General features: G+C 59.4%; 21 protein-coding genes. 6 read left to right on the top strand and 15 right to left on the bottom strand.

Features of this window, described 5'->3' with window-relative positions:
• Positions 1 to 3: 3 nt before the first annotated feature.
• Complete coding sequence (locus FGKAn22_RS05640) at positions 4 to 246, bottom strand: VF530 family protein (protein ID WP_212786988.1); 243 nt, start codon at positions 244 to 246, stop codon at positions 4 to 6.
• Positions 247 to 319: 73 nt separating this feature from the next.
• Here FGKAn22_RS05640 and FGKAn22_RS05635 point away from each other — a divergent pair, with 73 nt between their 5' ends.
• From FGKAn22_RS05635 to FGKAn22_RS05610, 6 genes are all read left to right on the top strand, one after another.
• Positions 320 to 1,036, top strand: a complete 717-nt coding sequence (locus tag FGKAn22_RS05635; RefSeq protein ID WP_212786987.1) for an rRNA pseudouridine synthase — start codon at positions 320 to 322, stop codon at positions 1,034 to 1,036.
• Between the two features lie 282 nt (positions 1,037 to 1,318).
• Positions 1,319 to 2,113, top strand: coding sequence for a restriction endonuclease (locus FGKAn22_RS05630; protein ID WP_212786986.1), 795 nt, complete (start codon positions 1,319 to 1,321; stop codon positions 2,111 to 2,113).
• Positions 2,114 to 2,214: 101 nt separating this feature from the next.
• Positions 2,215 to 2,673 (top strand): hypothetical protein, encoded by a 459-nt coding sequence (locus tag FGKAn22_RS05625; protein WP_212786985.1) that lies wholly within the window; start codon positions 2,215 to 2,217, stop codon positions 2,671 to 2,673.
• 123 nt (positions 2,674 to 2,796) lie between these two features.
• Positions 2,797 to 3,351, top strand: a complete 555-nt coding sequence (locus FGKAn22_RS05620) for a M48 metallopeptidase family protein (protein WP_212786984.1) — start codon at positions 2,797 to 2,799, stop codon at positions 3,349 to 3,351.
• Positions 3,352 to 3,617: 266 nt separating this feature from the next.
• Positions 3,618 to 4,175 (top strand): hypothetical protein, encoded by a 558-nt coding sequence (locus tag FGKAn22_RS05615; protein ID WP_212786983.1) that lies wholly within the window; start codon positions 3,618 to 3,620, stop codon positions 4,173 to 4,175.
• Positions 4,176 to 4,229: 54 nt separating this feature from the next.
• Positions 4,230 to 4,772, top strand: coding sequence for a flavodoxin (locus FGKAn22_RS05610; RefSeq protein WP_212786982.1), 543 nt, complete (start codon positions 4,230 to 4,232; stop codon positions 4,770 to 4,772).
• On the opposite strand, the gene FGKAn22_RS05605 is transcribed toward FGKAn22_RS05610, so the two are convergent.
• The 14 genes from FGKAn22_RS05605 to FGKAn22_RS05540 all read right to left on the bottom strand — a co-directional run bounded on the left by FGKAn22_RS05605 (position 4,769) and on the right by FGKAn22_RS05540 (position 15,739).
• Positions 4,769 to 5,041, bottom strand: a complete 273-nt coding sequence (locus tag FGKAn22_RS05605; protein ID WP_212786981.1) for a nitrogen fixation protein NifZ — start codon at positions 5,039 to 5,041, stop codon at positions 4,769 to 4,771. The two genes, FGKAn22_RS05610 and FGKAn22_RS05605, sit on opposite strands and share 4 nt — an antisense overlap.
• 4 nt (positions 5,042 to 5,045) lie before the next feature.
• Positions 5,046 to 5,414 (bottom strand): hypothetical protein, encoded by a 369-nt coding sequence (locus FGKAn22_RS05600; protein ID WP_212786980.1) that lies wholly within the window; start codon positions 5,412 to 5,414, stop codon positions 5,046 to 5,048.
• A gap of 4 nt (positions 5,415 to 5,418) precedes the next feature.
• Positions 5,419 to 5,742: a (2Fe-2S) ferredoxin domain-containing protein gene (locus FGKAn22_RS05595; protein WP_212786979.1), complete on the bottom strand. Its 324-nt coding sequence runs from the start codon at positions 5,740 to 5,742 to the stop codon at positions 5,419 to 5,421.
• A 2-nt stretch (positions 5,743 to 5,744) separates the two neighbouring features.
• Positions 5,745 to 6,035 carry a ferredoxin III, nif-specific gene (fdxB, locus tag FGKAn22_RS05590; protein WP_212786978.1) on the bottom strand — a complete coding sequence of 97 codons (291 nt, stop codon included), beginning with the start codon at positions 6,033 to 6,035 and terminating at the stop codon, positions 5,745 to 5,747.
• A 14-nt stretch (positions 6,036 to 6,049) separates the two neighbouring features.
• The gene (locus tag FGKAn22_RS05585; protein ID WP_212786977.1) at positions 6,050 to 6,268 is read right to left on the bottom strand and encodes a CCE_0567 family metalloprotein; all 219 of its coding nucleotides are present in this window, start codon (positions 6,266 to 6,268) and stop codon (positions 6,050 to 6,052) included.
• 115 nt (positions 6,269 to 6,383) lie between these two features.
• A complete protein-coding gene (locus FGKAn22_RS05580) occupies positions 6,384 to 6,845 on the bottom strand; it encodes a NifX-associated nitrogen fixation protein (protein ID WP_212786976.1) in 462 nt (153 codons plus the stop codon).
• Entirely contained in the window at positions 6,842 to 7,279 is a 438-nt protein-coding gene (locus FGKAn22_RS05575; protein ID WP_212786975.1) for a SoxR reducing system RseC family protein, read from the bottom strand. The genes FGKAn22_RS05580 and FGKAn22_RS05575 overlap by 4 nt, the downstream gene beginning before the upstream one ends.
• Positions 7,276 to 7,689 (bottom strand): NifB/NifX family molybdenum-iron cluster-binding protein, encoded by a 414-nt coding sequence (locus FGKAn22_RS05570; RefSeq protein ID WP_212786974.1) that lies wholly within the window; start codon positions 7,687 to 7,689, stop codon positions 7,276 to 7,278. Before FGKAn22_RS05570 ends, FGKAn22_RS05575 begins: the two co-directional genes overlap by 4 nt.
• A gap of 10 nt (positions 7,690 to 7,699) precedes the next feature.
• Positions 7,700 to 9,091 carry a nitrogenase iron-molybdenum cofactor biosynthesis protein NifN gene (gene nifN, locus FGKAn22_RS05565; protein ID WP_212786973.1) on the bottom strand — a complete coding sequence of 464 codons (1,392 nt, stop codon included), beginning with the start codon at positions 9,089 to 9,091 and terminating at the stop codon, positions 7,700 to 7,702.
• 1 nt (position 9,092) lies between these two features.
• On the bottom strand, positions 9,093 to 10,517 hold the full coding sequence (gene nifE, locus FGKAn22_RS05560; RefSeq protein WP_212786972.1) for a nitrogenase iron-molybdenum cofactor biosynthesis protein NifE: 1,425 nt from the start codon (positions 10,515 to 10,517) through the stop codon (positions 9,093 to 9,095).
• A 112-nt stretch (positions 10,518 to 10,629) separates the two neighbouring features.
• The gene (locus tag FGKAn22_RS05555; RefSeq protein WP_212786971.1) at positions 10,630 to 12,498 is read right to left on the bottom strand and encodes a potassium transporter Kup; all 1,869 of its coding nucleotides are present in this window, start codon (positions 12,496 to 12,498) and stop codon (positions 10,630 to 10,632) included.
• 10 nt (positions 12,499 to 12,508) lie between these two features.
• The gene (locus FGKAn22_RS05550; protein WP_212786970.1) at positions 12,509 to 13,195 is read right to left on the bottom strand and encodes a response regulator; all 687 of its coding nucleotides are present in this window, start codon (positions 13,193 to 13,195) and stop codon (positions 12,509 to 12,511) included.
• The gene (locus FGKAn22_RS05545) at positions 13,188 to 14,711 is read right to left on the bottom strand and encodes a DUF4118 domain-containing protein (protein ID WP_212786969.1); all 1,524 of its coding nucleotides are present in this window, start codon (positions 14,709 to 14,711) and stop codon (positions 13,188 to 13,190) included. The genes FGKAn22_RS05550 and FGKAn22_RS05545 overlap by 8 nt, the downstream gene beginning before the upstream one ends.
• Positions 14,712 to 14,773: 62 nt before the next feature.
• On the bottom strand, positions 14,774 to 15,739 hold the full coding sequence (locus FGKAn22_RS05540; RefSeq protein WP_212786968.1) for a hypothetical protein: 966 nt from the start codon (positions 15,737 to 15,739) through the stop codon (positions 14,774 to 14,776).
• Between the last annotated feature and the right edge of the window lie 15 nt (positions 15,740 to 15,754).

Here is a 15,754-nt window from a genome sequence, read left to right as displayed (position 1 = left end):
GCGTTAGCTCGCCGGCCAGCGCCTCGCCTCGCGCAGATACAGCTCCTCGACCTTCGCCCGCGCCCAGGGCGTTCTTCTCAGGAACTTCAGGCTGGATTTGACGCTGGGGTCGTGCGTGAAGCAGCGGATCGGCACGGCCTCCCCCATCGCTTCCCAGCCCATATTCTCGGAGAGACGGGTGACGATGGTTTCGAGGGTGATGCCCTCCAGCGTGGGGCGCTGAGCGGTTTTCGTAGTGTTGTCCATGCGCGGATTTTACAGGGGATGGCGCGCCCTGAGCGTTTACAATGCGCATCCCCGATTCCCGCATACACATTACATGTCAGAGCCTATCCGTCTCGCCAAACGCCTTGCCGCACTCATCCCCTGCTCGCGCCGCGAGGCCGAGCTGTATATCGCGGGCGGCTGGGTGACGGTGGACGGTCAGGTAGTGGAAGAGCCGCAGTTCATGGTGTCGGAGCAGAAGGTCGAACTTCTTCCCGATGCGACGCCCGTCCCCATCGAGCCGATCACCATATTGTTTCACCAGCCTCCGGACACGGACATGAATTCCGACTCCATACCGCGCCTGATCCGCGCCGAGACGCAAACGGCGGAAGACCCCTCCGAGATCCGCATCCTCAAGCAACACTTCGTGCGACTGACGCAATGCCTGCCGCTGGAGGCGAATGCAAGCGGCCTGACGGTATTCACCCAGGATCGCCGGGTGTCGCGCAAGCTGACAGACGACGCCGCCACCATCGAACAGGAATATGTCGTCGAAGTCGCCGGCGAGTTGGTTGAAAATGGACTCAAGCTGCTCAACCACGGGCTCAGCTTCAACGGCAAACCGCTGCCCCCGGCCAAGGTCAGCTGGCAGAACGAAACCCGGCTGCGCTTCGCACTCAAGGGCGTGCGCCCCGGCCAGATCGCCCACATGTGCGACAGCGTCGGGCTGCGGATCGTCAGCATGAGACGGCTCCGCATCGGGCGCGTGTCCATGTCCAGAATGCCGTCCGGGGAATGGCGCTACCTGATGTCGCATGAGCGATTCTGAATTCGGGCAGAGAGGATGGCGCAGCCGCCAGGGAAAATATATAGGCCTTCAGGAATGTTGTTTTTCTGGCGGTGGTGGGGCAGGATGCGGGCTCGCCGTTTAATCAGGCTAAATGGGGTGAGATTTATGGATGTCGTTTTTTCTGGCGATGTTGGGGCGTTTGTGATTTTCCCTTCTGTACAAATCAAGGAGTTGCGATGGCCTGCCCGGATTATCCGACATGGCGCTCCAGATTATCAGACACTCCTAGTGTCTAGGTAACGTTAGGTTTCAAGCGACACCATGCGTGGCCTCTCTACCGAATACGAAATTCTAGTTCGCGATCTCCACGCAGCTTTAGTGGCAAGTGACTGCGTAGAAAATGTAAATGTCTTACACAATGTAAAAATAAAGGGGCGTAGCGGCGCGACTCATCAGATTGATGTTTACTGGGAGTTCAAGGTCGGTGGTGTGAAATACAAGACGTGCATCGAGTGCAAGCATTACAACCGCCGCGTTGAGAAGTCTGATGTAGCTTCGTTCATTACAACCCTAGACGACATCGGCAACGCAACAGGAATCTTTGCCACCACGGCCGGTTATCAATCGGGTGCGGTGCTTCTTGCAAAAGAAAGAGGAGTTCGGTTAGTCACCGTCAACCATTTATTGAAGTCTGTAAACATAACGTCAAACTTTGTAATTCCAGACACCTCAATTGTCGATGTGAAGTATGACAATGACCAAGCAAGACAACGGCTAATAGAAAGGAACTTAACGGGGTTCAGCTTCAACTGCCGATGGAATCTGCAAACGATGTTTTTTGATGCTGAAGGCAATCCGAGAATTTCATTGCGGCAACTTGTTAACCAAGCAATGACTGATGGAGCAAACGTACTTGAGCCAGAAGAACTATATGATCAGACAGAAATTGGCTTAATACGCGTCACCGAAATTCACTACCAACAAACCACGAACTATCATCAATCCAACCAAGAGATCATCATCAATGATGCAACGCGCGCAATCATGGAAGACGTTCTGGAGAACCACATTCTTTACCTTAACGATGATGGTTCAATATCGCAGGTTGAAACCTAACTTTGCAGTCGAGAGGACAGCCAACAAGCTAGCAATTGTTAGTGCCCTCGCTACGCTCCGCTGCCTCTCACTTCCACGTTATGCGTTTATAGGAGTCACGTATGACTACGTTCGTACTTGAACATCTGAAAGCCTTTCCAGAGTGGTATCGAGTGTTGCTGCTAAGCGCATGGGGCAGCCTGCTCATTCTGGTTCCGATTTACAGCATCGTAAAAATATTGCAGAGCCCACCCATGCTCTCGTTATTTCGGGCAACTCCCGATGCGTTAAAAAGAGTAGGCGCCTTCTTGCAGTACCAGATTGACGATCCGATCAAGTTCCCAAAGATACAGCGTGCCGTGGAATACGTGATGGTAGTTCAGTCGTATTTGATGTCGGGCTTGCTGTTCGTATGCTTCCTGGTAATTGTTATAGGGTGGGGAATGGCGGCGGAAAAGCTTTCCTTGCTTGAACACATAGGCATAATCGGGTTCAGTTTCATCTGCGCCTATTGGGCCGCCGTCCTGAAAACTCAGGGAAGTAGAGAGCTACTAAAAATTCGTGGTAGCCAAAGCGCATAACATTACGCTCAACCGGACCTACGCGAAAAGCTGCGCAGGTTGGTGATTCAAATTTTAACCTCCTGTTTATCGTAAGCCTGGGGCTCATGTAATATCGCGCCCCACCCCGTCACCGAATCCCCCATGCGCCAGAAACCTCTAACCGATTACCTCGCCGGTTACCCTGTGACACTGGCCGAACAAGTACGGCAATTGATCGCACAGGACAAGCTTGCCGATTTGTTGTTGCAGAAGTATCCACAGGCGCACGAGGTGCGAACCGACAAGGCGCTCTACGACTACGTGCTGGAACTCAAAGGCGAGTACCTGCGCAACGCCGGCTCACTGAGCAAGGTGGCATTCGACAGCAAGCTGCACATCATCCAGAACGCGCTGGGCACGCACACCAGCATCTCGCGGGTACAGGGCGGAAATCTCAAGGCCAAGCGCGAGATTCGCGTCGCGGCGATGTTCAAGGAGATGCCGCCGGAATTCTTGCGCATGATCGTTGTGCACGAACTGGCCCACATCAAGGAACGTGAGCACGACAAGGCGTTCTATCAGCTGTGCCGGTACATGGAGCCCGATTATCCGCAGCTGGAGTTCGACCTGCGGGTCTACCTCACCTACCTCGATGCGACCGGCCGGCCGCTCTGGTCACCCGCGGGTGTGGATGCCGCCACGCCTCCGGATGAATAGCCCGCATGAAAACAAAAAAGGCTCATTCCCCTTGAGAAATAAGCCTTTTGTGCGATGTGAACAGCCTGCATTCAAGGCTGGTGCGACGCTCAAGGCAACTGTGAACGGCACCAAGAAGTAATTGCCGACAACTGTCGAATGAAAGGCCGGTTCCCGCCGGCCTTTTTTGTTGCCCATGCCCCACGCGTAACCCAAGGTACATCTCTTCTTTGGTACGGTTATTGCTCGTCATAAGGCCCCATCATTCATTTACGACAAGGTGCGACATGCTATTCGACACATACGAACAAAAAGGCCTGCTGTTCAACATGAACTTCAAGGAAGCCAGCGGCAGCTACGCCGCCTATCGCGGCGACCTGGTGCTGGAACTGGGCGAGGTCGGCGACGCGCTTGGTCACCGCAAGCCACCCGTCTCCACAATCAAGAACACCATCGTGCTGGCCGAAAACGACAAGATCAAGCTCTATGTCGGTAGCCTCGACGACCTCACCCTGCTGCCCAAGGTGCTCGACTACTACCAGGCCGATTTCGCGCCGGACGTAAAGATCATTCTGTTCGTGGTGAACATCGACAAACCGCTGGTGATCGAACTCGGCGGGCTGAGTATCGCCGCCATCGGCATGCAGGAAGGCCTGATCTGGAACGAACTGATCGACCTCGCCGCGCTGGACAAGGGCGACTTCAAGGGCCAGTCCGCCTCGGAAAAGATCGTCACCGTGTACAAGGCGCTGGGCGACTACAAGCCCAAGGGCGACAAGGTCTCATTCGATGGAGCCATGACGCGCACCGTCGAACTGACGCGCGCAGGGCGCGGGCCGGTGTGATTGTCGTGCCGATTGTTGCGAATGCAACAATCGGCCACCTCATCGGGGTAATGTATGCCAAAGATTGGCCTCTTTTTTTCCAGCAGCACCGGCAACACCAGGCGCATCGCCAAAGCCATCAAGAAGCGCTTTGACGACGACACCATGGCCGACGCCCTCAACGTCAACAAGGCCACGCCGGCACTGTTCGCAAGCTACACCCACCTCATCCTCGGCACCTCCACGCTGGGCGCTGGGGCGCTGCCGGGGCTTTCCACCGACTGCATGGGCGGAGGCTGGGAGGAATTCCTGCCGAAGATCGAGCACCTGGATTTCGGCGGCAAGACCATCGCCCTCTTCGGCCTCGGCAACCAGGACAAATATCCGGACGAGTTCGTCGATGCGATGGGCATCCTCTATGAATTCTTCAAGGCTAAGGGAGCCAGGTTCGCCGGCGCATGGCCAGCTGATGATTATGATTTCGTCGCCTCGAAGGCGCTGGTGGACGGCGAGTTCGTCGGCCTCGCGCTGGATCAGGAGAACCAGAAGATGCTCACGGATGATCGAATTGAGGCGTGGTTGAAGGTGATTGCTATGGAGTTCAGGTTGCCGCTTTAAGCGGCGACCTCGCTCAGTTCTTCGCTCAGGCAGCCGATCGGCTCGGCCAGCGAGCCTTCCGCAGCCGTCTCGAAGCGCACCAGGTAGATTTCCGTATCCGGCATTTCCTGCGGGTGGCCGATATTGACGATGACGCCGCGCGTGCCGGCGGGGGCGAGCAGCGCTTCCGGCTCGACACTGGGGATGGCGCTTTCGCCGGTCTCTTCGATCGCTTCGTTGTAGAGGTCCTGCGCGGCGAACACCATGTCGCCCATCTGGAATCTGCTCATCTTGTTATTCCTCAAAACTCGGAACCAGTTTCGCCTCGCTGCGCATCGTCCCTTCGTTGCCCCAGGCTATGACCGTCTCGACGAACCAGCGCGCATCGCGCGGGTGCGGGCAGAACAGGTCGAACTCTGCATAGAAGCTGCCGTCACTGTTGAAAGTCAGCGTGCCGCAGCGTTCGTTGCGTGTGTTGCGCCAGATGCCTGCGTATCCCGGCTGCTGGTTGGCCGGGTCTACGACGCGCGTGAACTGCGCGCCAGCCAACTCGATCCTCGGCGCGGTGCCCGTGGAGGTGTTGCGCGTTGCTTCCTTCTGCAGCGCCTGCACGATGCGTCCGGCCAGTTCCTTCAGTTCCGAAGGGAGAAGATCAATCGCCATCGCATTACCAGATGTCGGCCGGCGTCTTCAGCCGCTCGACAACTTTCCCGCCCAACAGGTGTTCGTCGAAAATCTCGCTCACATCCTCCCTAGTGACGTTGCTGTACATGACGCCTTCCGGATAGACCAGCACGTTCGTCCCCATGCTGCACGGCCCGATGCAACCGCTCGGCGTCACCAGCACCTGGGTGAAGCACTGGCGCAACTGCCACTGCCTCATGAACTCGTCCACCACTTCGGCGCAGCCCTTCTGCCCGCAGGAGCCGCGCGGATGGCCGACGGGACGGTTCTGCGAACAGACGAATACGTGTCTTGTCGGCCTTGGCATGATTACGCTCCCGCCGTCAGGGCTTGATGGGTATGGCACTGCTTGGGACAGACGCGTCCGCAGGAGCCGCAGCCGATGCAGTCCAGCGCGTTGGCGAGTGTCATCACCATGCTGTTGTCTTCGTCCTCGTCGTAGTTCTCGTCGTCCTCGCTGCGTTCGACCAGTTCGAATACGGTGCGCGGGCAAACCTTGTAGCAGCGGCCGCAGCCGATGCAGTTGGTCGCGTTCAGTGCGGTGACGAAGGTGGGTTCGTAAGGCGTTCCACCTCTTGTGGTTCCGGTGATATTAGACATATCTCTTCCTCTATCTAAACTTGTGTCTCTTTCTGTGCTGCGATCAGTTTCGCGTTCGCCTCCGCCCAAGCCTGGCAAGCGTCGTAAGTGGATTGCGCGATGCCGGGGATCTCCTGATATCCAGCGGGCAGGCGTTCCTCGACCAGGTCGTGCAATTGCGACGCCCATTCGCTGGAGATGCGCTTGAGCTTCTTCACTTCGCGGTCGAGGTTCTTCAGTTCTTCTTCGGTCATTCATGTCTCCTTTGGAGAGGATTCAGGATTCAGGATACGGGATATAGGATTCAGCAAACCCGCCACTCGCTCCGCCTTTCCCTGTATCCCGTCTCCTGTATCCCGTATCCTCGATTTACATCCCTGCTACGTCCGGGTGCTTGCCCACGAGTCCCAGCGCCACCGACAGCAGCTTGTCGGCCTCGTCCTTCATCTTCGACAGGCTCTCATAACCGTAGCGATGGACGTCGCGCAGGGTCTTGTCCATCACCACCAGCTTGCCGACCGTGATCACCGCGCGGCCGAAACCTTCGTGGGTGATGTTGATCATCGGCACGGCCATTTGTCCGCATTCCTTCTCGATCAGCGAAGCGATGGCGTTGTAGAACGCCTTGATGCGCGACAACAGCACGTCGTCCGGGTCTCCGATCACGGGAATCGCGCGGCGCTGTTCCTTGGTCACCACGTACGGAGCGAGGATGCGCTCCACCGGCCAGCCGTCGTAGGTGCCATAGCTGTCGATGGCGCGCATCTGCTTGACCATCTCCTGGATGAAATCGGTGGACAACAACGGGTCTGATGCGACTGCCTGGTTCATGGTGTTTCTCCTTCGTTTGATTGATCACTCTTTAGTTGTGCGTACATCTGCGGCGTCCAGCCGGACAGACGCCCCAGCAAGAATCCCGTTGCGATACCGATGCCCGCCCCCAGCACCGCACCGACATCGCCCAGGCCATACGCCGCCGCAACGCCCGCCCCCGCCAACGCCAGCACCGTCGGCAACAAATAAGCCAGCAGCCCGGCCTTGAGCAGATCGCCCTCGCTCATACTCAGCTGCAACTCGTCGCCCGCGCGCACGTTCGCGTCGCATTGCACTTCGATGGCCTTGCGGTTGTTGGAGAAATACTTGCCCAACCCGGACACGCCGCAGCTGCTGCGCGACTGGCAGCCGCCGCAGCCGGACTGTGCGGTCGGCTCGACCTGCGCCCTGCCGTTGCCGGCCGAGACCACGCGGACAGGTGCGTCTATCATTCCTGCCATTCCTCGTCTGCCGCAAAACGGTCACTACCGCGCAGCTTCTTCAGGTGCTTAGCCAGCCATGCAGGCGGCTCGCTGCATAAGCTTTTTTGCAGGCCGGACAACAACTCATCGACCGGAGAATCTTCGTCCACGCGCATCGGCTGGATGCCCTTCGCCAGCAACTGCTGGATCGCCGATGCACCGGCGGCGTTGCAATACACAGCCGCGCAGTCGCCCAGCAGCTCGACCTTGGCGGCGAGCTTGCCTTCGTGTCCGTCCATTTCCGTCTCGGTGAACTCGGCCACTTCGACCAGCCGCACCTCGTTCTCGTCCAGCTCGTAGATGGCGAACGCTTCGGCCGCACCGAAGTGCTGATCGACCACGCGGCGGTCGCTGGTCGCAAATGCGATCTTCACCGTCATCGCTTTCTCCCTAGTGTTGTCCATTAGCCGCAGGTGTCGCACGACTCTCTCCCGTCCGCCGGTTGTAGATGGATATATATGGCGCCGGCTCGTGCTGGCCGTGTTCCACCAGCATGTTCGCCAGATCAAACAATGCCTGACGCGTGCCGCGATAGCCGACCCACAGCCGCTGGTAGCCGCCGATGAGGTCATATTGCGGAAAGCCGGCGCGCAGCAGCGGCACGCCTAGACGGCGCGCGGTTTCGACCGCGTGCGAATTGCTGATGACGAGTTGCGCGCCGTTGCGCCTGGCCGTGATCTCGAGATCCTCCAGATCGCCGATGGCGACTTGCGCTGCCGCCACATCGTTGAGGATGTTGGCGCGCGTTGGCGCAACAGCGGCTACCACTTCGCAGCCCATCTCCGTCACCAGCCGCGCATAGCCATAAAGCAGGTCGGGATCGGCAGCGATGGCAATGCGCGCGAAACCCAGCATGAAGTGCGCGTCGACCATCGCATCCTGCAACTGCGCGCGCTGGCGCTCGATCTTCTCCGGAACCGGCTTGCCGCTGATCTCCGACAGCGCAATGACGAAACTATCCGCCGCATCCAGTCCCATCAAACTGTCGAAGCGGAAATCCGGCACGCCGGTACGTTCCTTGAGCAAATCCGCCGCCTCGAACATCGAGTTTCCAAGCACCAGCGTGGCGATGGATTCGCCCATGCTGGAAATGTCGCTGACCGGTGTGCCGCCCACGGTGAGCGGACTGCTCTCCATCTCGGTGAGGTGGCCGTCGAGCGAATCGCCGATATCCGGCAATACTAAAGGACGTAAGCCAAAAGCCTCGACAATCTCCTTGATATGTTCGACATCGCCCGGCGTGAGGAAGGACCCGGCAAGCACGTTGACCTGCTTCTTGCGTTTGCCGACGACATTGCTGGTTTTCGGCAGCATGACTTCGATCACCGCCTTCACCGCCAGCGCATAGCCGCTTTCCAGGCAGCCGGTGAAATCCGGCGTATTCACCGGCACCACAGGGATGTGCGCGAACTCGGGATGTGCGGCGTAGAACTCCTTCACCAGCCGCTTGATGTCGGTGCCCTGCGTCTCCGACAGGCCCGTGGTGGGCAATCCGATCATCGCGGGCTTGTTCTTCTCGCATATGGTCGCAAGTCCCAGGATGACGTTTTCGTCCGCACTCATCACCGTGGAGACCTGATCCATCGCCGTGGTCTGCAGCGGGATGGGCTCACGGAAGTGGCGCACGAAATACACCTTGCCGAAGGCAGTGCAGCCCTGCGAACCGTGCATCATCGGGATAGCGCGGTGGATGCCGAGGAAGGCGAGCGATGCGCCGACCGGCTGGCTGGCCTTGAGCGGATTCACCGCGAGCGCTTTGTTGCGTTTCAGGAGCTCGGCCATGTCATGCTCCCAATGCGGTGCCCGGCACCGAAGTCTTCGCCCACGGCGCGGGCTTGCGCACCGCCTGCCAGACCGGTGATTCCAGCGTCAGCGCGAGCTGGCGCGCGAGTTCCAGCATTCCGCTGTAGCCCTCGTAGCCGAATTCGCGTTCCTGGTTGATGTCGAGGAAAGGGATACGCGCCTTCAGCGCGGTGTACATGTTGCGGCCGCCCGCGATCAGCATGTCGGCCTGGTATTCCTTCACTGCGCCGAGCAGCGCCTTGGCGCTGCCGTCGGTGATCATGCGGGTCTTGTCGCCCATGATCTCGCGGATGCGCGCCTTGTCTTCTTCGGTGGATTTGTTGGTGCCGGTGGCGACCACTTCCAGACCCAGGTTCTGCAACGCGGAAACGATGGACCACGACTTCACGCCGCCGGTGTAGAGCAGCACACGTTTACCGCGCAGACGCTCGCGCCACGGTTCGAGCACGGCGTTGATGCTCGCCTCTTCGCGTGCGATCAAAGCTTCGGTGCGTTCGGTCAATGACGGGTCGTTGAGCAGTTTTGCGAATTCGCGGAACGCCATTGAGGTGTCCGTTACGCCGTAGAAGCTGCCTTCGAAGAATGGGATGCCATAGTCCGTCTTCAGCTTGCGTGCGACGTTGAGCAGCGCCTTGGCGCACACTACCATGTTGGCCTCGGCGCGGTGCATGGTCTGAACTTCGCGGAAGCGCGCGTCTCCGGACAAGGTGCACAGGATGCGCAGGCCGAGTTCGTCGAACAGCGGCAGCACGTTCCAGAACTCGCCAGCGATGTTGTATTCGCCGATCAGATTTACGTCGTGCACGGTGATGCCGGGACGTTGCGATTCGTCGGGGACTGGCAACGGCTCCGCCGTGCCCACCACATGCCTGAACATTGCATCGCCCGCGATGCGGTTGCCGAGATTCTTGGTTCCGTAAAAACCGGCACAATCCACCGGCACCACCGGCACGCCGAAGCGCGCAGCAGCTTCCTTGCACACCGCGCCGATATCGTCGCCGATCAAAGCGGGCACGCAGGTGTTGTAGACGAACACGGCGGAAGGCGAATAGCTCTCCACCGCCTGCTTCACCGCATGGAACAGCCTCTTCTCGCTGCGCCCCATGATGACATCCTGCTCGGTGAGGTCGGTGGTCATGCCGATGCGGTACAAGGCCCCAACACCAGATGAAGAATCTACGGAAGAGCGCGTGCCGCGGTTATCCCACGAACTGCCCGCGCAGGCGATGGGGCCGTGCACGATATGCGCCACATCGGCGATGGGCAGCAACGCGATCTGCGCGCCGTCGAACGAACAGCCGCCCGCCGTCGCGCCCGGCTTGGGGCGCGCGCAGCCGGATTTCGATTTTTCGTTATGCGTGCAGGACGGCTCGTTGAGCAGTTCGGCGATGTCCTTGGCTTGCATGGCATTCACTCATGAGATTGACACCCTCTCATTCGCAAATGCCGTGCCAAGGACAGCAGGTTGATTTCAATAGGATTTGTTCTGAACCAGCTTGTAGCAAACCCGACAAAAGCTACAACATGACCTTGGTTCCGAGTTCGACTACCTGGTTGGGAGGAAGATTGAAAAAGCTCGCTGCACCTTCAGACTGGCGTGTCATCCACGAAAAAAGCGCGCAGCGCCATGCAGGCATGCCGCCGGGACCGTCAGCGACATTCGAGCGGGCGATAAAGAAGGTAGTGGCCATCGGCTCAAGCTCGATGCCGTAATCCCCTATCCTGCTCAATGCATCAGGAATGTCGACTTCCTGCCTGAAACCATAGTGCAAGGCGACGTTGTACATGCCGTGAGCCAGGCGTTCAACTTTCAGGCGCTGTTCCGGCTCGATATAGGGCACATCGGCGGTGACGACGTGCAGGAATAACGTCTGCTCGTGCAGCACCTTGAAGTGCTTGAGATTGTGAAACAATGCACTGGGCACCACGGCAGGATCGGCAGTCAGATAGATCGCAGTGCCCGCGACGCGAGGTACGTCAGGCTGTGTTCCGGCGATGAAGGCCGACATTGGGATATCGAGCTTGCGCCGTTGTTCGGCGACCAGCGTGCTGCCGCGCTTCCATGTCGAAAGCAGGACAAATAGCACCAGACCGAGCGCCAGTGGCATCCAGCCACCGCTGACGACCTTGGTCAGATTTGAACCGAAGAACAACAATTCCAGCAGGGCGAATACCGCCAATGCTGCCAGCAACAGCAGCCGCGCACGTCCTTGAAGCTTCAACGTGACGAAGATGGACAGTAGCGTGGTGATGATCATGGTGCCGGACACTGCAATGCCGTAAGCCGCCGCCAAGGCGCCGGAGGAACCAAACTCCAGCACCAGGATAATCACGCCGACCAGCATCATCCAGTTCACGGCGGGAATATATATCTGGCCGCGCTGTGCATCGGATGTGTGCTGAATGAACAGGCGCGGCAGGTAGCCCATACGCATGGCTTGCAGCGTCATCGAATAGGCTCCCGAGATGGTAGCCTGCGAGGCGATCACCGTGGCGGCGGTGGCCAGCGCGACCAATGGCAGCATGAACCAGTCCGGTGCCAGCAGGTAGAACGGGTTCTGGATCGCATCCGCCGAGCGCAGCACCAGTGCACCTTGGCCGAAATAGTTAATGAGCAGCGCCGGGCAGACCAGCCCATACCAAGCCAAACGCACCGGCCTTGCGCCGAAGTGGCCCATGTCGGCATACAGCGCCTCGCCGCCGGTAAGCGCGAGGAATACGGCGGATAGCAGCAAAAACATGCCGTACGGATGTTCGATGGCGAAGTCGATGGCGTACACCGGATTGATCGCGCGCAGCACACTCGGCGTTTCCGCGATGCTGACCGTGCCGAGGATACCAAGTGCCGCGAACCACAACAGCGTGACCGGCCCGAATAACCTGCCCACGCTGCCGGTGCCGCGGCGCTGGATGAAAAACAGCCCGGTGAGTACGCCGATAGTGACGGGAAGAATGAGTTTCTCCAGCGTCGGTGCGGCCACGCTAAGGCCCTCGACTGCGGAAAGCACGGAGATCGCCGGGGTAATGAGCGCGTCGCCATAGAACAAGGCGGCGGCGAAGATACCCGCCGTGGCAATAATGAGCTTCCAGCGCGCAGCCCCTTGCGCGGCACGGTTCGCCAATGCGGTCAGCGCCAGCACGCCGCCTTCACCGTTGTTGTCGAACTTGAGCATCACCCACACATATTTGATCGAGATAATCATCGTCATCGCCCAGAACAGTGCGGACAATGCCGCCAGAACGTTGGGCTCGGTAGGAGCCATGCCGTGCGCTCCGGCGAAAGCCTCCTTGAATGCATACAGCGGACTGGTGCCGATGTCGCCGTAGACAACGCCCAGCGCGGCGAGCGCCAAGGCGCCTGTGGCGGTATTGTTCTTTACACTCATTGCATTCTCCTTAGATTTGGAAGCGGTAACCGATGCCGGTCTCGGTCAGGAAATGTTCGGGTTGCGCCGGATCGTCTTCCAGCTTCTGGCGCAAATGACTTACGTAGATACGCAGGTAATGGTTGCTCTCGCTGTGGGCACTGCCCCATACCGCACGCAGCAGATGCCGATAGGTAAGCACTTTGCCGGGATCGGCCAGCATGGCGAGCAGCAGCCGATATTCGATGGGAGTGAGATGGACAGGAATGCCGCTACGCGTAACGAGACGCCGAGCAAAGTCGACCTCGATCTTGCCAAAACGGAATTGCAATTGCGGCTGAGCGCTATTTTCCGGGTTGCGGCGCAACTGGGCGCGCACCCGCGCCAATAGTTCGCCGTTGGAGAATGGCTTGGTCAGATAATCGTCTGCTCCCGCATCCAGCGCATGAATCTTCTCGCCTTCTGCCGACCTCGCGGACAGCACCAGCACGGGTGCCTGTGATTGTGCGCGCAGTTCGCGGATGAAACCAACACCGTCACCGTCCGGCAGGCCAAGGTCGAGGATGACTAGTTGCGGCACCGCCTCGTGTAATAGTTGCATGCCCTGTGCCTGCGAGCCGCTTTCCAGCACACGGTAGCCCTCGCGCTCCAGAGCGGCACGCACCAAGCGTCGTATCTGCACCTCGTCCTCGATCAACAGGATGACGGCGTCACTCATCCCCATCCTCCGGTTCGATCGCGGGTGGTTCGCCCAGCGGCAGTGTGAAGGTCACGCAGATGCCATTCTCGTTATTGCTGGCGCGTATCGTACCGCCATGCGCTTCCACGATGCTGCGACAGATGGCGAGTCCCAGCCCGATACCCGGAACATTCGACTCAGCATCGCCGCGCTCGAACAGCTCGAACATCCTGTCCAGGTTGCCGGGTGGAAAACGCGAGCCATCATTGCATACCGAAATGGCGGCTTGCCCGTCAGCGGTACTTGCGCTGATGCGGATGGCCGATCCTGGCGGCGCATATTTGGCCGCATTCTCCAGCAGGTTGCACAACACGCGTTCCATCAAGATAGCGTCGAACTTCAGCAGGGGCAGGTCTGGCGGCAATGTCACCTGTACCGGGTGCTGTTGCAGCGCCAGCCCCAACAGCTTGATGCTGGCACCGACCACCTCCTCCAATGGCTGCCATTCCGGGTTGAGCCGGAGATCACCAGCACGCAGTTTCGCCATGTCGAGCAAGTTGGACACCATACCGTTCAAGCGCAGGGTCTGTTCGCGCATCGCTTCTGCCGTTTCTCGCACATCAGGCGGTAATGGCTGTTGTGCCAGCGCGTCGCTCATCCCGTAGAGCACGGTGAGTGGTGTACGGATATCATGCGATAGCGCGGAGAGGATGCTGCTGCGCAGGCGTTCGTCGGTCATTTGCAACTGCGCGCGCTGCGCCACATCGACGAAGTGCAGGCGTTCTACGGCAGTGGCCACCAGTGCGGCGATGGCCTCGAACAATGGTCGGCGAGCATCAAGCGCATCGAGCGACGTTACACCGGCATCGATGGCGAGCACGCCGCGCACATATGTCGTTCCATGCAATGGCAGAAACAGCCAGTAGCGAGAATCGTCCAGCAAAGTGCGCGTTTCGACTCGCTGCAAGGCAGCAAACGCCGCAATCGTTTGCAAAGTCGAATCCAGACGATGAGCAGATTCGACAGGCTTCAGTACATCGTTATGGCTCATCAACAGGACACCGCAACAAGCCTGCGAGTCGTGCAAAAAGTCGCGCGTGGCAATGGCGAGCTGTTCCAGCGAGGTCGCCCCCGAAAGACGACTGGCAAGCTCATACAGCGCATGGGATTGTTGCTCACGCTCGAGCGCAGCCTCTTTCTCGCGTTGCAGCATCAAGGTCAGGTTGCCGATGATGAGCGCCACCACCAGCATGACTGCAAGCGTGACAACATATTGCACATCGCCGACGGTAAAAGTGTAGCGCGGGTGGATGAAGAAGAAATCGAGCAGCGCCGTGCTTGATAAGGAGGTCGCAATGGCTGCGCCGCGCCCTGCCCGCGCCGCCACGACGGCCACCGCAAGCAAGTACAGCATCGCGGTATTGGCGGGATCGAGAAAGTCGCGCCAGGGCCAGGCCAGCAGGGTCGGCAGCGCGCAGGCCGAGACCACCCACAGGCTGCGGGTAGCAAAGCTGCGCGGCTGTAACCTGTCCGCAAGAGGTATGACTGACTTCATGCGGCCGGATTATTCCAGCCCCGGCATAAAAATGTTGTAAAGAAATTCTGCAGCGCAGCGTGTCACACCGAGTACGGCGCTGCCACCCAGCTCTTCACCAATACTGCCTCAGTCTCTGGCAGATAGCTGAACCCCGCATCGAGGTCGCGCGCCGCGGCGTAGGCGATCTTGGGCGGGGTGAAGGTTCCCGCGACGAGGTGGAAGTACCACGCAGACGGATAGCCCGCGGCACGATCGAAGGCCTGGAATTGCGCAGACAGTTCCACGCCGGAAAGCTCGATATTCCACTGGAACGGCTTGAGTTCGCGCGCGTGGCGCGACACCAGCGAGACGGAGGTCACCGGGTTGCGGTAACGGTCCTGGTGTTCGCGCAGCGCGACGATCCAGTGGTCGCTGAAATGGCCGCGTGCTGCCGCGCTGCTGTGCGACCATTCGGACAACATGCGCGGCAGCTCGGATTTTCGCCCGTCGCCGAATGACGCCCTGGCGACGGCCTGACGCACGTCGATCAGCCTGCGGAACTGGTAGCGCGGCGCGCCGACCGGTTGCGCCTCCAACACATCCGGCGCGATCGGCTCGATCAATCCCTGCAAATCGTCCGGGGGATTGCCGGCATCGAGCAGATTCCTGTCCAGCACCTCCTGCAATTCTTCGATTTCGAGCTGCAGGAAGTCCGCGGGCGCGGGGCCGTAGGCCGCGACAAAATAGTGTGTGCGTCCGGTGTGGCGCGTGACCAGCAGCCCCTTGTCCGCCTGGCGTTCGACCAGCTCGTGCATGTCGCCACCGCAATCGTCGAGTTCGGACTGTGCCCACTGCTCCAGACTGTCTGCGACGCGCCTGCCATCCGCCGCCATGACACCCCCGGGACGGTACCAGCCGCCGCGGTTCAGCGCGTAATGGAAGGTGATGCCGGGGCGGATGCGGTTGGCGACCTCCAGCAGCGCAGCATGATGCGGACGCGGCGGAATGTCCCCGATAGCGGCGGCAAGGTTGTTCAGCGTGGTATTGTCAGGCGTGTGTGTGCTCATCAGTCTTGCCTCGTG

It is taken from the genome of Ferrigenium kumadai, assembly GCF_018324385.1.
Lineage (GTDB): Bacteria > Pseudomonadota > Gammaproteobacteria > Burkholderiales > Gallionellaceae > Gallionella > Gallionella kumadai.
This window is presented reverse-complemented; position numbering and strand designations above follow the sequence as displayed.

Bases quoted from the DNA above. Each gene is read 5' to 3' on its own strand.
- FGKAn22_RS05540 (WP_212786968.1), bottom strand. From the start codon at position 15,739: ATGAGCACACACACGCCTGACAATACCACGCTGAACAACCTTGCCGCC.
- FGKAn22_RS05625 (WP_212786985.1), top strand. From the start codon at position 2,215: ATGACTACGTTCGTACTTGAACATCTGAAAGCCTTTCCAGAGTGGTAT.
- FGKAn22_RS05600 (WP_212786980.1), bottom strand. From the start codon at position 5,414: ATGGCGATTGATCTTCTCCCTTCGGAACTGAAGGAACTGGCCGGACGC.
- FGKAn22_RS05640 (WP_212786988.1), bottom strand. From the start codon at position 246: ATGGACAACACTACGAAAACCGCTCAGCGCCCCACGCTGGAGGGCATC.
- fdxB (WP_212786978.1), bottom strand. From the start codon at position 6,035: ATGTCTAATATCACCGGAACCACAAGAGGTGGAACGCCTTACGAACCC.
- FGKAn22_RS05550 (WP_212786970.1), bottom strand. From the start codon at position 13,195: ATGAGTGACGCCGTCATCCTGTTGATCGAGGACGAGGTGCAGATACGA.
- FGKAn22_RS05615 (WP_212786983.1), top strand. From the start codon at position 3,618: ATGCTATTCGACACATACGAACAAAAAGGCCTGCTGTTCAACATGAAC.
- FGKAn22_RS05630 (WP_212786986.1), top strand. From the start codon at position 1,319: ATGCGTGGCCTCTCTACCGAATACGAAATTCTAGTTCGCGATCTCCAC.
- FGKAn22_RS05575 (WP_212786975.1), bottom strand. From the start codon at position 7,279: ATGATAGACGCACCTGTCCGCGTGGTCTCGGCCGGCAACGGCAGGGCG.
- nifE (WP_212786972.1), bottom strand. From the start codon at position 10,517: ATGCAAGCCAAGGACATCGCCGAACTGCTCAACGAGCCGTCCTGCACG.
- FGKAn22_RS05610 (WP_212786982.1), top strand. From the start codon at position 4,230: ATGCCAAAGATTGGCCTCTTTTTTTCCAGCAGCACCGGCAACACCAGG.
- nifN (WP_212786973.1), bottom strand. From the start codon at position 9,091: ATGGCCGAGCTCCTGAAACGCAACAAAGCGCTCGCGGTGAATCCGCTC.
- FGKAn22_RS05595 (WP_212786979.1), bottom strand. From the start codon at position 5,742: ATGCCAAGGCCGACAAGACACGTATTCGTCTGTTCGCAGAACCGTCCC.
- FGKAn22_RS05605 (WP_212786981.1), bottom strand. From the start codon at position 5,041: ATGAGCAGATTCCAGATGGGCGACATGGTGTTCGCCGCGCAGGACCTC.
- FGKAn22_RS05580 (WP_212786976.1), bottom strand. From the start codon at position 6,845: ATGAACCAGGCAGTCGCATCAGACCCGTTGTTGTCCACCGATTTCATC.
- FGKAn22_RS05635 (WP_212786987.1), top strand. From the start codon at position 320: ATGTCAGAGCCTATCCGTCTCGCCAAACGCCTTGCCGCACTCATCCCC.
- FGKAn22_RS05620 (WP_212786984.1), top strand. From the start codon at position 2,797: ATGCGCCAGAAACCTCTAACCGATTACCTCGCCGGTTACCCTGTGACA.
- FGKAn22_RS05585 (WP_212786977.1), bottom strand. From the start codon at position 6,268: ATGACCGAAGAAGAACTGAAGAACCTCGACCGCGAAGTGAAGAAGCTC.
- FGKAn22_RS05570 (WP_212786974.1), bottom strand. From the start codon at position 7,689: ATGACGGTGAAGATCGCATTTGCGACCAGCGACCGCCGCGTGGTCGAT.
- FGKAn22_RS05545 (WP_212786969.1), bottom strand. From the start codon at position 14,711: ATGAAGTCAGTCATACCTCTTGCGGACAGGTTACAGCCGCGCAGCTTT.
- FGKAn22_RS05555 (WP_212786971.1), bottom strand. From the start codon at position 12,498: ATGAGTGTAAAGAACAATACCGCCACAGGCGCCTTGGCGCTCGCCGCG.